This is a genomic window from Cystobacter fuscus DSM 2262 (assembly GCF_000335475.2).
Lineage (GTDB): Bacteria > Myxococcota > Myxococcia > Myxococcales > Myxococcaceae > Cystobacter > Cystobacter fuscus.
Window position 1 is genome coordinate 228,786 of record NZ_ANAH02000015.1, and the last position, 15,035, is coordinate 243,820.

At 72.4% G+C, this 15,035-nt stretch carries 12 protein-coding genes; 6 read left to right on the forward strand and 6 right to left on the reverse strand.

The annotated features are described in order from the left end of the window. Positions 1-19 precede the first annotated feature (19 nt). Genes D187_RS50385 through D187_RS50390 form a run of 3 tightly spaced genes read right to left on the reverse strand, consistent with a single transcriptional unit; the run spans position 20 to position 1,294 of the window. Positions 20-526, reverse strand: coding sequence for a chemotaxis protein CheW (locus D187_RS50385; RefSeq protein ID WP_002629403.1), 507 nt, complete (start codon positions 524-526; stop codon positions 20-22). Next, positions 516-917 carry a chemotaxis protein CheW gene (locus D187_RS26435; RefSeq protein WP_081713871.1) on the reverse strand — a complete coding sequence of 134 codons (402 nt, stop codon included), beginning with the start codon at positions 915-917 and terminating at the stop codon, positions 516-518. Before D187_RS26435 ends, D187_RS50385 begins: the two co-directional genes overlap by 11 nt. Beyond that, complete coding sequence (locus D187_RS50390) at positions 914-1,294, reverse strand: response regulator (RefSeq protein ID WP_002629405.1); 381 nt, start codon at positions 1,292-1,294, stop codon at positions 914-916. The genes D187_RS26435 and D187_RS50390 overlap by 4 nt, the downstream gene beginning before the upstream one ends. A gap of 243 nt (positions 1,295-1,537) precedes the next feature. Here D187_RS50390 and D187_RS26445 point away from each other — a divergent pair, with 243 nt between their 5' ends. Continuing rightward, on the forward strand, positions 1,538-2,449 hold the full coding sequence (locus D187_RS26445) for a hypothetical protein (protein ID WP_002629406.1): 912 nt from the start codon (positions 1,538-1,540) through the stop codon (positions 2,447-2,449). Between the two features lie 28 nt (positions 2,450-2,477). On the opposite strand, the gene D187_RS26450 is transcribed toward D187_RS26445, so the two are convergent. The 3 genes from D187_RS26450 to D187_RS58140 form a co-directional block, all read right to left on the reverse strand. After that, positions 2,478-3,854 (reverse strand): NAD(P)/FAD-dependent oxidoreductase, encoded by a 1,377-nt coding sequence (locus D187_RS26450; protein ID WP_002629407.1) that lies wholly within the window; start codon positions 3,852-3,854, stop codon positions 2,478-2,480. A 115-nt stretch (positions 3,855-3,969) separates the two neighbouring features. Further along, complete coding sequence (locus D187_RS26455) at positions 3,970-5,361, reverse strand: M24 family metallopeptidase (RefSeq protein ID WP_002629408.1); 1,392 nt, start codon at positions 5,359-5,361, stop codon at positions 3,970-3,972. Between the two features lie 38 nt (positions 5,362-5,399). Continuing rightward, positions 5,400-7,073, reverse strand: a complete 1,674-nt coding sequence (locus D187_RS58140; protein ID WP_002629409.1) for a Kelch repeat-containing protein — start codon at positions 7,071-7,073, stop codon at positions 5,400-5,402. Between the two features lie 348 nt (positions 7,074-7,421). Here D187_RS58140 and D187_RS26465 point away from each other — a divergent pair, with 348 nt between their 5' ends. The 5 genes from D187_RS26465 to D187_RS26485 all read left to right on the forward strand — a co-directional run bounded on the left by D187_RS26465 (position 7,422) and on the right by D187_RS26485 (position 15,006). Further along, positions 7,422-9,635, forward strand: coding sequence for a sensor histidine kinase (locus D187_RS26465; RefSeq protein WP_002629410.1), 2,214 nt, complete (start codon positions 7,422-7,424; stop codon positions 9,633-9,635). 31 nt (positions 9,636-9,666) lie between these two features. Beyond that, a complete protein-coding gene (locus D187_RS26470; protein ID WP_002629411.1) occupies positions 9,667-10,347 on the forward strand; it encodes a Fe2+-dependent dioxygenase in 681 nt (226 codons plus the stop codon). A 90-nt stretch (positions 10,348-10,437) separates the two neighbouring features. Beyond that, positions 10,438-11,295 (forward strand): TonB family protein, encoded by an 858-nt coding sequence (locus tag D187_RS26475; RefSeq protein WP_245591832.1) that lies wholly within the window; start codon positions 10,438-10,440, stop codon positions 11,293-11,295. A gap of 46 nt (positions 11,296-11,341) precedes the next feature. Beyond that, positions 11,342-12,601, forward strand: coding sequence for a PepSY-associated TM helix domain-containing protein (locus tag D187_RS26480; protein ID WP_002629413.1), 1,260 nt, complete (start codon positions 11,342-11,344; stop codon positions 12,599-12,601). Positions 12,602-12,720: 119 nt separating this feature from the next. Continuing rightward, the gene (locus D187_RS26485) at positions 12,721-15,006 is read left to right on the forward strand and encodes a TonB-dependent receptor (RefSeq protein ID WP_002629414.1); all 2,286 of its coding nucleotides are present in this window, start codon (positions 12,721-12,723) and stop codon (positions 15,004-15,006) included. The last annotated feature ends 29 nt before the right edge of the window (positions 15,007-15,035 follow it).

Consider the following 15,035-nt stretch of genomic DNA (forward strand, 5'->3'; position numbering starts at 1 on the left):
AGTCCTTTCGAGGTGAGCGCTAGAAGGCCCTGAAGAAGGCGGGAGTGGAGAAGAGCCGTTCGGGCTCGATGAGCAGGCGCTGGGCACCCAGCACCCCACGAAAGCACACGCCGCGCTCCCCGAGCAGCACCGGCACGGCGCCCAGCTGGCCGGCATCCCGCCGCTCGATGCCCTCCACGGCGTCGGCCACCAGCCCCAGACGCGCCCCCTGGTGCTCCACCACCACCAGCCACTCCCCGCGCGAGCGCGCGCCCGGACCCGGCTCCCGCCAGCCCGCCAGGTCATGCGCGCTGAGCAGCTCGCCCCGGAACTGGAAGACGCCCGCCACCACGGGCGAGGCCCCGGGCACGCGCGCCACATGGCCCCGCGGCCGCACCTCGCGCAAGCTCTCCAAGGGGAGCGCGTACTGGCCCGCGCCCCGGCTGAAACACAGGTGCTCGGCCACCTCGAGCGCCCCGGGTGCGCCCCGCGCCGCGTACCGGGCGGCACGCCGGCGCAACAGCGCCTCGTCCGGCTCACCCGCCATGCGCCGCCACCTCGCCGGGCTCCAGCACGCTGAAGACTTCCTCCCCCACCAGCGCCATCCGCCGCGTCCGGCCGCCTCCCACCGGGCGCGGCGCGAGCGCCTGCTCGGGAAGGAACACCACCTCGTGGGCCTCGTCCACGATGAGCCCCACCCGCGCGCCCCCGGCCTCGCGCAGCACGAGGATGAGCCGCGAGGGCTCCAGGGGGGCCTCGGGCCCATTGCCATCGAAGACGGGAATCAGCTCGCCGCGCAGGTTGAGCACGCCCCGGCACCCGCCCCACTGCCCCTCCACCTGGGCCAGGGTCATCATCGGGACCACCTCCTGCAGGTCTTCCACCCGGACGAGCCACCGCCGGCTCCCGGTGGAGACGCGCACGAGCGGTTGGTTCATCCCAGCGCCCTGGCCGTGCGGCGCAGCGCGCTGTTGATGATGCAGCGCGCGGCGTCCGGGGCGGCGCCCTTGGGGATGATGCCCACCGCGCCCACCTGCTGCGCCGCGGCCTCCATCTCCTGCCACGGCAGGCCGGAGTGGATGATGAGGGACAGGCGCCGCTGCTGGACACGGCGCATGAACGCCGCCCACTCCACCCCGGGCAGGCTCGGCATCTGCAAGTCCAGCAGGATGAGATCCGGCCGCATCGTGCTCAGGTACCCCGGCAGCTCCGACACGGTGTCGACCGTCTCCACGACATGCCCGTCGTCCATGAGGAGCCGGGACATCGACAACGCGACCGTGGGGCTGTCATCAATGACGAGGATACGGGCCATGGCTTTCCCTGGAGCGGTTCAAGCGGGGGATTCCCTTCCAAAACCGGAAGGAACTGAAGCTCCGAGAAAATTGATAACGCTCGGGACAATTGTCTGCTGCCGCCGTGCACCTACCTATCGTGCACTGACCACTGGGGGTCAATCCCGGAGCGGAGTGCCGAAGGTCCGCGGTCGCGAAGTGTTGGCTTGGCGAAACTGCGCGAACTTGCCGAAGATGGGCGCCTCGACCAGGAGCCCCGACCCGTGACCCTCCGATGGGTTGTCCCTCTCGCCGCCCTGCTCCTCGCGGACGTGGGCGAGGCCCAAGCGCCCTCCCCCCTGCCCTCCTTCGGGCTGCAGCGCCTGCACCTGGAGCCCTCCGGACTGGGCTCGCTCGTGGTGGGCACGGGCCGCACGCTGGCGCCCGGCGTCGTGCGGGTGTCGCTCCAGGCGCACTACGAGCACCTCCCGCTGAACTTCCTGCGCACCTGGGATCCCGGCGTCAACGCGACGGGGCTGGTGGAGAACAAGTTCTCCGGGCATGTCGCCGCGGCCGTGGGAGTGCTGCCCTGGCTGCAGTTCGGCGCGCACCTGCCCTACATCATCGGCCAGCGGGGACAGCGCTTCCTGGACCTGGCACCGCCCGAGGGCTCGGGCCTCGACGAGCCCTGGCTCGAGGTGCGCGCGGCGCTGTGGCGGATGAGCGAGGGGGCCCCGGTGAACGTGGCGGCGGAGCTGTCGGCCGCGCTGCCCGTGGGACGCGCGGAGCTGCTCGGCCGGGACCGCTACGCGCTGGCGCCCCGGCTCCAGGTCGGCTTCGTGGGCGAGGGCTTCCAGGTGGGCGGCGAGGTGGGCGCCCTGCTGCGCCCCCGGAATGACCTGTCCCCCTTCACCCACCGGGAGCACGACGTGGAGGGCAGCGAGCTGCGCCTGGGCGCCACCGTCACCTCGCGAGGACAGAACGACACCGCCACCCGGCCCGAGGTGAGCGTGCTGCTCAACGTGCCGCTCCAGGGCGGGCGCACCAGCGCCGAGGTGCTCATCGGCGTGCGCAAGCACCTCGGACCGGGGGTGGCGCTCTACTTCCTGGGTGGCCCCGGACTGGGCAGCGCCGTCGACATGCCCACCCTGCGGCTGCTGGCGGGCGCCGCCTTCGCCACGGGCGAGGCCGACTGACGGCCCCACCCTCTGGCGGCCCGGCGCTTCAGTGAACGGGAGAAGCCCCGGCATCGTGCGCCGGAGGAGGGGGCGCCGCCTCGGGGAGCGGGAGCGCGGGAGGCTCGGCGTTCTTGGAGAACGGCGGCAGGTTCGGCGCGTACGAGCCGGTGATGAGCCGCACGTCGCGTCCCCGGGTGAGGAAGGTGAAGGCCCAGTTGAGCATCACCGCCAGGCGGTTGCGGAAGCCCACGAGGTAGGCGATGTGGATGCCGGCCCACATCAGCCACGCCAGCGGGCCGCTCATCTTCAGCTTGTTGAAGACGAGGCCCACGGCGTAGCCCCGGCCGATGACGGCGAAGCTGCCCTTGTCCACGTAGTGGAAGGGCCGCAGGGGCTTGCCCTCCAGGCGCAGGCGGATGTTCTTCGCCACGTGCCGGCCCATCTGCATGGCCGCCGGGGCGATGCCGGGCACGGGCTTGCCGTCCTGCACGAGCGACGCCACGTCCCCCAGCACGAAGATGTCCTCGTGGCCCGGCACCGTGAGCGTGGGGTCCACCTTCACGCGGCCCGCCTTGTCGAGCGGCACGTCGAGCGAGCGCACGAGCTTCGAGGCCGCCACGCCCGCGCCCCAGAGCACGGTGCGCGCGGGGATGCGCTGCTCGCCCACGCTCACGCCCCGCTCGTCCACGCCCGTCACCATGGAGCCGGTGTGCACCTCCACGCCCAGCTTCTCCAGGTCCTTGCGCGCCGTGGCCGACAGCTCCTCGGGGTACTGGGTGAGCACGCGCGGCAGACCCTCCAGGAGCAGCACGCGGGCCTTGGCGGTGTCGATGCGGCGGAAGTCCCGGGGCAGCGAGTGGCGCAGCATGTACGAGATGGCTCCCGCCAGCTCCACGCCCGTGGGGCCACCGCCGATGATGACGAAGGTGAGCCACTCGGCCTGGCGCTCGGGATCCGTCTCGCGCTCGGCGGCCTCGAGCGACAAGAGGACACGCTCGCGGATGGCCACCGCGTCGTTGAGCGTCTTGAGGCCCGGGGCGACGTGGGCCCACTCGGGGTGGTTGAAGTACGAGTGCGTGGCGCCCGTGGCGAGCACCAGCGTGTCGTAGGGCACCTCGCCGCCGTCACACACGAGCACCTTGCGCGCCACGTCCACCGAGCGCGCCTCGGCCAGCAGCACCTGGGTGTTGCGGCCGCGCAGGATGCTGCGGATGGGCGCGGAGATGTCCGCGGGGCTGAGCACGGCGGTCGCCACCTGGTAGAGCAGCGGCTGGAAGAGGTGGTGGTTGTAGCGATCCACCACCGTCACCTTGACGGGCGCCTTCTGCAGCTTGCGCGCGGCCTGGAGTCCTCCGAAGCCCGCCCCGACGATGACGACGTGATGCTGATCCTTGTGGTCCATGGCCCCAAGAGTGGGGAGCATCGACCGAATCGACCACCTGCCGCGCCGCGTCAGGTTTATTTCCGGATAATCGAGCGCCCGCCCGCCTCCCTGTCTACAGGGTCCGCCAGGTCCCTCGCGCGGCCCCGGGCGGCCCTCAGCGCACCAGATGGAAGGCCGTCTGCCGCGGATGGGCCCAGTGCACGCGGCCCTCGGCGTCGAGGACGACATCCTCCTCCTGCGCCGAGCGCACGCGCTGCCCGTCCCACTCGGGCACGGGGCTCGTCACCTGCAGTTCGATGGAGAACCAGGAGGAGGGCATCACCCGGTGGTCCCCATTGCCCGGCACGCCCTCCTGCCGGTCCCACAGGCCAATCATCGGCCCCGCCCCGTGTCCGTTCAGCCCGATGGGGTGCGAGTACACCGTGCCGTCGAGCCCCTCGGCCTTCATGCGCTCGCGCGAGGCGCGGAGGATCTCATTGCCCGTGCGGCCCGGGCGCAGCTCCCCGACGACGATGTCCTGCAGCCGGTTGGAGCGCGCGAGCGCCTGCTTCAGCCCCGCGGGCACGTCCGTCTCGCCCTCGCGCAGCACGTAGCCCATGTGCTGGGTGTCCGTGTGGAGCCGCAGCGCCGTCACCCCGAAGTCGCAGTGCAGCACGTCACCCCGCTCGATGACGGGCGACTCGCCCAGCTCCTGCTCCGTCCTGCCCCGCCGCTGCACCTCCACCGACGGTTGGAACCACGTGCCCAGGCCCAGGTCGTTCACCCGCTGGCGCATCCACCACACCACGTCGCTCGTGCGCGTCTTGCCCGGCTGGATGACCTCGCTGGAGAACCCCGTCTGGATGATGTCCCACGCGAGCCGGGTCAGCTCCGTGTAGAAGCGCGCCTCGTCCACGCCGCGCCACCCGAGCACGTCCACCGCGAGCCCCTCGGAGGGCTTCATCCGGGACAACCACTCGGGGCCCAGCGCCCCGGCCATGCCCTCGTATTCGCCATGCGTCAGCCCGTCCGCGAAGGCGAACGTGCGCGACACGTCGATGGCGATGCTCTTGGGCTGCCGCTCCTCGAGCACCGCCTTGAGCATCTGCCATTGATCCGAGCCCCACGGCTCCGCCTGCCGCGTGGTGCCCCCTCGGTCCACCTGCTGCGCCGCGCGGCGCGACTCGTACACGCCGCCCTGCGTGCCGCCTCCCAACGCGAGCCGCTCCACACCCCGCTCCGGGCCGCGATCATGGAAGACATAGATGGTGCGACGGCGCGCGGCGAACGTCGTGGGCGCCACGAGCGCCGGGAAGACGGGATCCTCGTTGTACTCGCGCATGGAGACCACCCACATCTCCACGCCGTACTGGCGCATGAGCGCGGGCAGGGCCTGGTCCATCCGCTCGCGCAACCACGCCTGTTGCCGCTCGGCCTGCTCGCGCAGGGTGCCGAAGGGACGCTCTGGAGTGGAAGGGGAGGCCGGGCGCGCGGCGGGCGCGGTGACGGCGCAACCGGAGGAGAGGAGGAAGAGGGGGGCGAGAAGCCGGAGCCAGGGAGTCGTCATGGGCCGCGCAGCTTCGCACGGGGCCCCCGCTCTCGCGCTCACCGCGTGGTGAAGACGAGATCATCCACGTCGTCGAAGACGCCCTCGGGACACGGCGCGGCACTGCCCGCGTAGCGGAACACGCCCCGGAGCGCCTGCACCGTGCCCACCGGCAACACGTACGTGGCCGTCAGCACCTGGGCCCCCGCGCGGCCCGGCGTGAGCGTCGCGAGGTGTGTCCACTCCGGAGCGCGCGCATCCGCCGCGGCGTACAGGTCCAACCGGTTCACCCCCGGCCGCGCGTACGCCCAGACCGTGGCCTCCACCCGCACGCGCCTTCCCGGTGACAGCCCCTCCCGCTCCTCGGCGATCACCCGCAGGCCGTCGAGCGCCTCGTCCCGCGCGTGCGTGCCCCCCTGCCCGTCCGAGCACGAGCCGCCCAACGTGTTGGGCGCGTGGGGCTCCGGACCGAGCAGCCCGCGTCCCGCCAACAGGCCCACCGAGTCACACCCCGCGCCCGCCTCGCCACAGCGGGGCACGCCCAACACGGCATCGAACACGGCGCGCTCCACGCCACACCCCTCCTCGCCACACCGGGACGGCGCCTCCTCGCAGGGGCCGCACGACAACGTGCCCCCACAGCCATCCGGGGGCTCGCCACACGTGCGGCCCGCGCTCGCGCAGGTCAAGGGCAGACACCGCTCCGGCACGTACCGCTCGCTCGCGGGTGGGCCCCCCGGCAGCTCGCTCGAGCCACCCACCACCAGCACCGCGCCATCCGGCTGGGGCACCAGCACCGCCCCCCTGCGCGCCGCCCCGAGCGGCGGCTCCACGCTCCAGGTGTCCGACACCGGATCGTACGTCTCCACCGACGCGAGCGCGCCCTTCTTCATGTGGAAGCCGCCCGCCACCCGCACGCGTCCGTCCTCCGTCACCATCGCCCCATGCCCCTCGCGCGGCACGCCCGGCGACGCCACCTGCCGCCACTCACCGCTCGCGGGCTCGTACACCTCCGCCGTGGCCGCCGCGCGCGCCGTCGTGCCCCCCACCACCAGCACCCGCCCATCCGGCAGGCGCGTCACCGAGTGTCCCGAGCGGTGCGTGCCCGCCGCGCCCCCCACCGGGCCCGCCTTGCGCCACTGACCGCTGGCCGGGTCGTACAGCTCCGCGAGCAGTCCGCCCACGAAGAGCACCTCGCCGCTGTCGAGCACCACCGCCGTCCCAGCGCCCTGCCGCGACGACGCCGGCGAGCCCGTGCGCGTCCACCGGCCCGTCGCCGGGTCGTACAGCTCCGCCGAGCGCACCGGGAGCCGATCCGCGTCGACCCCGCCCGCCACCAGCACCCGTCCGTCCGGCAACACCACCGCCACCGCCTCCGCGCGCGCCTCGTTCAAGTCCGCCACGCGCGACCACCGGCCCGTCGCCGGCTCGTACACCTCGCAGCTCGCCAGCGCGCCCGAGGCCGACACACCCCCCACCACCAGCACCCGCCCGTCCTCCATCCGCACCGCGGCGGGGTGGCGCCGGGCGGTGCGCAGCGCCCCCGTGGCCCGCCAGGAGCCCGTGCCAGGCTCGTACAGCTCACAACCCGCGAGCGCCCGGCCGCCCTCCTGCCCTCCCATCGCCAGCACCCGGCCGCCCTCCAACGCCACGAGCGGCCCCCCGGCCCATGCCGGGAGGCACACCCACACCAGCGCGAAGAGCGCCGACGCGGCGCGCCCAACCCTCGTCATGACCTGGTCCTCCCCTCTTCGGGTGAAGGACGGTTGTACCCGCCGGGTCTGACATCTCCGGGGCGTACTTTCCCAGTGATTCCAATGGTTTATCGCCCGACATCCCACCCACTCCAGCGGTGGGACGAGGGGCCCTGCCGCGTCGCGTCGCCTCGCGGGAGAACACGGCGGCGCCACGGCGGAACGAGCGTCGTCCGGGCACCCATCCGGACACCGAGGAAGGGAGCGTGGAGGGCGCGGACCCATCCTGGGCGTGAGATGCGCGCGCCCTGGATGTCCGGCATGATCCGCGGTCTCGGCACGTGGGGGGATGCTTCAGACCGGAGTCCAGCAGGAGAACCGCACCCCATGAGCCTGACGGCCAAGCCCATCCGCTTTCTTCTCTCGCCCTCGCTGGGAGAGGTGAAGGAGCACGTGCGCGCCGAGCTGTTCGGCCGGGCGCTCGCTCAGCGGCTGGGGCGCCCCATCCTGGTGGAGCTCGCGCCGTCCTACGAGGTGTTGGAGGGGGAGCTGGCCGAGGAGCGGGTGGAGCTGGTCTGGGGCACCGCCGAGCAATGCACCCACTTCGAGTCACGTGCCCGGGCGGTGCTGCGCGCGGTGCGGGCCGGACAGGGCAGCTACTACTCGGCGCTCCTGTGCCGGGCGGCGCGGCCGCTCACGTTGAGCACGCTCCGGGGCACGCGCGCCGCCTGGGTGGCGCCGCGCTCCACGGGCGGCTACCTGCTGCCCACGCGCTACCTCACGGACAGGGGCCACCCGCCCGCGGACACCTTCCGCGAGGAGCGCTTCTTCGGCACCTACCGCAAGGCCCTGCTGGCGGTGCTCGAGGGCGAGGCGGACGTGGCCGCCATCTACGCGAGCCACCCCGAGGAGGACACCGTGCGGGCCTACCTCGCCGAGCACGTGGGCGCGGACGAGCGCCGGCTCATGCCCTTCGCCTTCACCCACGCCACGCCCGCCGACGGCCTCATCCTCACCTCCCGCATGAGCGAGGCGGACACGGCCACGCTGGTGTCCGTGCTCACCTCGCTCGCGGGCAGCACGGGCGGACTCGAGCCGCTGCTGGGCCTCTTCGACAGCGAGGGCTTCGTGCTCGCCTCCGAGGCCACCACGCGCGTGCCCCGCGCCGTGCGGCAGACGGACTACCTCGCGGCGGAGCTGGATGCCGAGCAGCGCTGCCTGCGGCTCTGGACGCCCACCGGCAGGGCATTCGGACGGGACGTGCGCGAGGCGGAGGGACGGCCCCTGCGGGAAGCGCTCGGCATGGAGGCGGGAGGCGCGCTGGGGGCGCTCGCGCGCTCGGCGCGGCACAGCGGTGGTGGCCGGGTGGAGTACCGCCTGGAGGTGGAGGGGGAGACGCGCTGGTTCGCGGCCGAGGCCACCCTGCGGACTCCGACGGACCCAGCGCGGGAGGCCACCACGGCGGTCCTGGTGTGCGACGTCACCGAGCTGCGCGCCCAGGAGGAGCGGCTCTACCGCCTGGCCTCCTTCCCGCTGTTGCACCCCGAGCCCATGCTGGAGCTGGGCCCGGACGGCGTCCTGCACTACGCCAACCCCGCGGCGCACAAGGCCTTCACGGATTTGTTCCCGCTCGGCCCGCGGCATCCGGTGGTGGAGGCCTCGCTCGCGGCGTCCCGGCGCGCCTCGGCGGGCGACACGCCGGGCGTCCACTGGGAGGGCCGCCACTGGGAGCTGACGGTGACGCACCTGGTGGACCCCGAGGGCCTGCGGGTGTTCGCCAAGGACGTGACGGTGCGCAAGCAAATGGAGGCGCAGCTCTTCAAGGCGGACCGGCTCGCGGCGCTGGGCTCGCTGGCCGGAGCGGTGGGCCACGAGATGGGCAATCCGCTCGCCTACATGCTGGCCAACATCGGCTTCGCGCGCGAGGAGCTCACGCGCGTGGCGGAGGCGCTGCGCTCCCAGGACCATGCCCTGTCCACGGACGTGGCCGACGTGCTCGAGGCGCTGACCGAGGCGGCCGATGGCGCCCACCGGCTGAAGACAATCGTCCAGGATCTGCGCACGCTGTCACGCGCGCCGCCGGAGCAGCACAAGACGGTGGACGTCATCCCCCTGCTGGAGCACGCGCTGGGCCTGGTGCGCGTCGAGCTGCGCCATCGGGCGCGGTTGGAGACGGACTTCCAGCCGGTGCCACGGGTGGAGGGCGATGAATCCCGGCTGACGCAGGTGTTCGTGAACCTGATGCTCAACGCCTTGCAGGCCATGGACGAGCCGGACGCGGCGAACAACGTGCTGCGGGTGTCGGCGTACACGGCGGAGACGGGCGAGCTGGTGGTGGAGATCCGGGACACCGGCCGGGGCATGTCCCCGGAGGTGGTCGCGCGCATCTTCGAGCCCTTCTTCACCACGCGCAAAACGAACACGGGCCTGGGGTTGTCGGTGAGCCACGCCATCGTGACGGGGCTGGGCGGCACGCTGCGCGCGGACAGCCGCGAGGGCGAGGGCACGCTCCTGACGGTCGTCCTGCCCGCCGCCCAGGAGATGTCCCCGTTCGAGGCCGAGTTCGGAGACGAGCCGGACCGCGCCGCCGAGGGCAAGTGACGCCGGACCCGGGGGTGGTTACAACCCGCCCATGCTGGTGCACATCCCCCACGTCCTCACGGCCGCCCAGGTCGCCCACTGCCGCGACGTCTTCGCCCAGGCCCCCTGGGAGGACGGCCGCGCCACCGCCGGCCACCAGTCCGCGCGGGTGAAGCAGAACCTGCAACTGCCCGAGGACAGCCCCCAGGCGCGAGAGCTGGGAGAGCTCGTGCTCCGAGGCCTCGAGCACAGCCCCCTGTTCATCTCCGCCGTGCTACCCCAGCGCGTCTTCCCCCCGCTCTTCAACCGCTACGAGCCGGGGATGACCTTCGGCTCGCACGTGGACAACGCCATCCGCCCGCTCGCCGGCACGCCCCTGCGCCTGCGCACCGACGTCTCCGCCACGCTCTTCCTGTCCGAGCCCGACAGCTATGACGGCGGCGAGCTCGTCGTGGAGGACACCTACGGCAGCCACTCGGTGAAGCTGCCCGCCGGAGACCTCATCGTCTACCCGGCCTCGAGCCTCCACCACGTCACCCCGATCACCCGCGGCGCCCGGCTCGCGTCCTTCTTCTGGGTGCAGAGCATGGTGCGCGATGTCTCCCAGCGCGCCCTGCTCTTCGACCTCGACATGGCCATCCGCCAGCTCAACCAGGAGCTGCCCACGAGCCCCACCCTCGTCGTGCTCACCGGCGTCTACCACAACCTCCTCCGCCAATGGGCCGACCCCTGAGCGCTCCTTCTGAGACCGAGAAGCGCCACCCTCCCCCCTCGTTGACGCCCCCAGCTTCGTGGGATATTGCTCGTCCGAGCAGAAATGAGAATGATTCTCAATTTCCCCATTGAGATGCCCCCGCCCGGCACCGACAGCGCGAGCGTCCCTCCGGTCCGTGAGCGGCTCTTCCGCATGGGAGAGGCGTCGCGAGGCGAGCGGGAGCACTGGGGTTGGGCGCTGCTGCTCGCGGCGCTCGTGCATGGGGGAGTGGTGGGAGTGACGGCGGTGGGGCTGACGCTGCCCTCCGCGCCCCGGGAGGCAGCGCCCGAGGAGCCGGAGCTGGTGTTCATGCACTTCGCGCCCCCGCCCCCACCGGCCGCCAGCGCCACGGCCACGCGCGCGGTGCAGCCCGAGCGGGTGAAGTCCCGCCCGCGCACGCCCACCCCGCGCCCGGTGTTCCCGCGCGTCATCCCCCAGCAGACCCTGCCCGAGAAGCCCGTCGAGACGCCCCCCGAGCCCGAGCCGGCCGTGTCCGAGCCGGAGACGGCCACCGAGCAGGCCCCGGCCCAGGAGCTGGCCATGGACGGCGCGGGCCTGGGCAACACCGTGGCGGGAGTGCTCGGAGGCGTGCTCCATGGCCAGGAGGGTGGACTGGTGGGCGCCACCGGGGGCGCGCTCGAGCTCAAGCAGGTGGCGAGCCCGCCGCGGGTGCTCCAGCAGATCAAACCCCAGTATCCCCGGTCCGCCCGGAACGATGGCATCGAGGGACTCGTCCTCGTGCGCGTCATCATCGGCGTGGACGGACGCATCGAGCCCGGCAGCACGCGGGTGGTGCGCTCCGTGGCGGCGCTGGATGCCGCGGCCGTCTCCGCCGTCAGCCAGTGGCGCTTCTCTCCGGCGCTGGGCCGTCAGGGCCGCCCGGTGCGCGTCATCGTCGAGATTCCCGTCCAGTTCTCCTTGAAGTGAAGCACGCGCGGGCGGGGCCCTCCCCTTTCCGCGCGCACGAGCAGCCATGCGCATCAGTGTCCACACCCTCGTCTTCTGGCCCCACCTGATCGTCGGCCTCCTCGCCGGGCTCATCATCGCGGTCATGTCCTTCACGGGCATCGCGCTCGCCTTCGAGCATGAAATCCTCGACTGGGCGGACCAGGAGACGCGGCGCGTGGAGGTGCCCTCGCCGGGCGCGCCCCGCCTGCCTGTCGACGAGCTGCTCGCGCGCGTGCGCACTGCCCGCCCCGAAGCCCAGCCCTCGGCGGTGACGGAGTACCCCGAGCCCACGCTCGCCGTGACGGTGAGCACCGGGCGCACCGGCGGCGTCTACGTGAATCCCTACACGGGCGAGGTGCGTGACTGGGGCGCCACGGGCTGGCGCTCCTTCTTCCACCTCATGGAGGACTGGCACCGGTGGCTGGGCGCGCAGGGCGACAGCCGCCCCATCGGCAAGGCCATCACCGGCGCGAGCAACGCCATCTTCCTCGCGCTCGCGGTGACGGGCCTCTACCTGTGGTGGCCGCGCAAGTGGACGTGGCGCACCGTGCGGCCCGCGCTGTGGTTCCGGCGCGGCCTCAAGGGCAAGGCGCGCGACTGGAACTGGCACAACGTGATCGGCTTCTGGCTGCTGCCGGCGCTCGTCGTCATGACGGCCACGGGCATGGTCATCTCCTACAAGAGCGTCTCGGACCTCGTCTTCAAGCTCGCGGGCGAGACGCCTCCGGCCACCGGGGGACCGCCGCCCGGGCCCACCGTCCAGGTGCCCACGCCTCCGCCGGGAAGCGCGCCGCTGCCGCTCGAGGCCGTCTTCGCCCAGGCCCGCCAGCAAGTGCCCGCCTGGGAGAACATCACCCTGCGGCTGGGCGGCGGTGGACCTCCGCGCGGCCCCGGTCCCCGGCCCGGCGGCAACGAGGGCAAGGGGGAAGCTCGCAAGCCCGCCCCCTCCGCCCTCACCCTCGCCGTGCGCGAGCCGGGCACCTGGCCTCCCTTCGCGACGACGCAGGTGTCGCTGGACCCGTACACCGCCCGGGTGCTGCGCCAGGACGCCTTCTCGGACCTGTCCGCGGGCAACCGGGCGCGCCGGTGGATGCGCTTCCTGCACACGGGTGAGGCGCTCGGGCTGATCGGCCAGTTCCTCGCCGCCGTCGGCTGCCTGGGCGGACTCTTCCTCGTGTGGACGGGCTTCACCCTGTCCTGGCGCCGCTTCTTCCCGGGCAAACGCGCCGCCTCCGCCTCCGCCGAAGACACCGCGGGTGCCGAGCGGGTCGAACCCACCGTCTGATCGCCTCTCCCCTCCAACCGTCCTGCGAAACGCCCCGCTCCACCGACGCGCCCTACCCGGCGCGAGCGGCCGGGGTGCGCCACGAAGGACCGAACTCCCCGCACGCTCAAGGACCGAACATGTCATCCAAGCTCAACCCCCCTGGCATCCGCGCGACGAAGGGCCTCGCGGGAGGAGTCCGCGGCAAGCTCTGGCCCCTGGGACAGGCCGCGGTGGGCCTCGCCTCGGCGCTCGCGACCGGGGGCGCGCTCGCCCAGGAGTCCACGCCGCCCGCCGAGACCCCACGCACCGAGAGCCCCGCCGCGCCAGCCGCCCCGCCCGAGGGCACGGAGAACACCTTCGTGCTGCCCACGGTGAAGGTGCAGGAGGCGGCGGACCCGCGCGAGTACCACACCGAGCAGAGTGGCCTCGCGCGGCTGCCCCAGCCGCTCCTCAACACGCCGCAGTCGGTGACGGTGGTGCCCGAGAAGGTCATCGAGGAGCAGAACGCGACGACGGTGCGCGATGCGCTGCGCAACGTGTCTGGCATCACGGTGAGCGCGGGCGAGGGCGGGCGCCAGGGAGACACCTTCAACCTGCGCGGCTTCTCGGCGCAGAGCGACACGTTCCGCGATGGCGTGCGTGACCTGGGCTGGTTCACGCGAGACACCTTCAACCTCGGCGGCGTGGAGGTCTTCTTCGGTCCGTCGGCCGTGCTCTTCGGCCGGGGCTCGACGGGAGGCGCCGTCAACCTCACCACGAAGCGTCCGAGCAAGCGCGCCACGAGCAGCGTGAGCCTCACGGGCGGCACGGCGCCCTCGGGCCGGCTGGAGGTGGACGTCAACAGCGTGATCAACGAGCGCGTGCAGGCGCGCATCAACGTGCTCGGGCAGCTCGCCAACATCGCGGGCCGCGCCGACGTGAGCGAGAACCGCCTGGGCTTCGCGCCCTCGCTGACGATCGCCCTGGGACAGAACACGTCGCTGGACGTGGACTACTTCTACCAGCACGAGCGGAGCGTGCCGGACTACGGGCACCCCTACTACCAGGGCGGCCCGGTGGGCATCACCTACGGCGTGGGGCGCGACGTCTTCTACGGTGTGAGGGGCGAGGACCAGGAGCGCGTGAACGCCCACGTGGCCACCGCGCGCTTCCAGCACCGCTTCGGCGAGGGGCGTGAGAACAGCCCGCGGCTGACGAACACGCTGCGCCTGGGCGGGGTGGACCGCTTCTCCCGGCCCACGTCTCCCCGCGGGCTCGTGCCGGCCATCAATCCGGAAACGATTGGCCGTGAGCGCTACCAGACGGACACGGACCACCTCTATCTCATCAACCAGACGGACCTGCGGGGCGAACTCCAGACGGGCATCGTCAAGCAGACGGCGAACATCGGGCTCGAGCTGTCGCGGGAGTCGCGCGACCAGTACCGGGACAACCTGACCGCGACGGGCGCCTCGCCGAACCTGCCCGCGGACCTGTTCGACCCGGAGCCCACGCCGGACCTGTCCACCGTCAACCGCGTCTTCTCCGGCTCCAACGAGAGCCGCCAGTGGGACGTGGGCGTGTACGCGGCGGATCAGATTTCCATCTCCCGCTTCGTGGAGGTGCTCGGCTCGGCGCGCGTGGACATCTTCCGCACGCGCTATTCGGCGGTGGACCGGGCGGGCGTGCGCACGAGCCTGCGGAACAAGGACACGCTCTTCAACTGGCGCGTGGGGCTCGTGCTGCACCCGCTGGACAAGACGAGCGTGTACGCCATGTACGGCACGTCCTCGAACCCGTCGGCGGAGGCCGGAGCGCTCGCCAACAACAACGCCACGCTCGAGCCGGAGACCAACCAGACGTACGAGATTGGCGCCAAGGCGGAGCTGCTCGAGTCGCGGCTGGGATTGAACGCGTCGGTGTTCCGCATCGACAAGACGAACGCGCGCGTGGCCAACAGCGACCCCACCCTGCCGCAGCTGGTGCTCGAGGGGGCGCAGCGGGCGCAGGGCTACAACGTGGGGGTGACGGGGCAGATCACCAGCGCGTGGAGGGTGCTCGCCAACTACACGCACACGGACTCGAAGATCCTCGAGCACACCAACCCGTACCTGGTGGGCCAGCCACTGCCGAATACGCCCAAGCGCAGCCTGTCGCTGTGGACCACGGTGAGCCTCTTGGACGGCCTGACCCTGGGCGGCGGCGCCGTGTACCAGGACGTGGCGACGGTGAACAACCCGACCTCGGCGGCGCAGAGCTACAACAAGGTGCCCAACTACTGGCGCTTCGATGCCTTCGCCAGCTACTCGCTCTGGGAGCGACTCGACCTGCAGCTCAACGTGAACAACCTCACGAACAGGTTCTTCTACGACCAGTACTACTCGGGCCAGGCCATCCCGGCCGCCGCGCGCTCGGCGTTCCTCACCGCGCGCGTGCACTTCTAAGCCCGCACGGGTAAGGCGGCGAGGCGGAA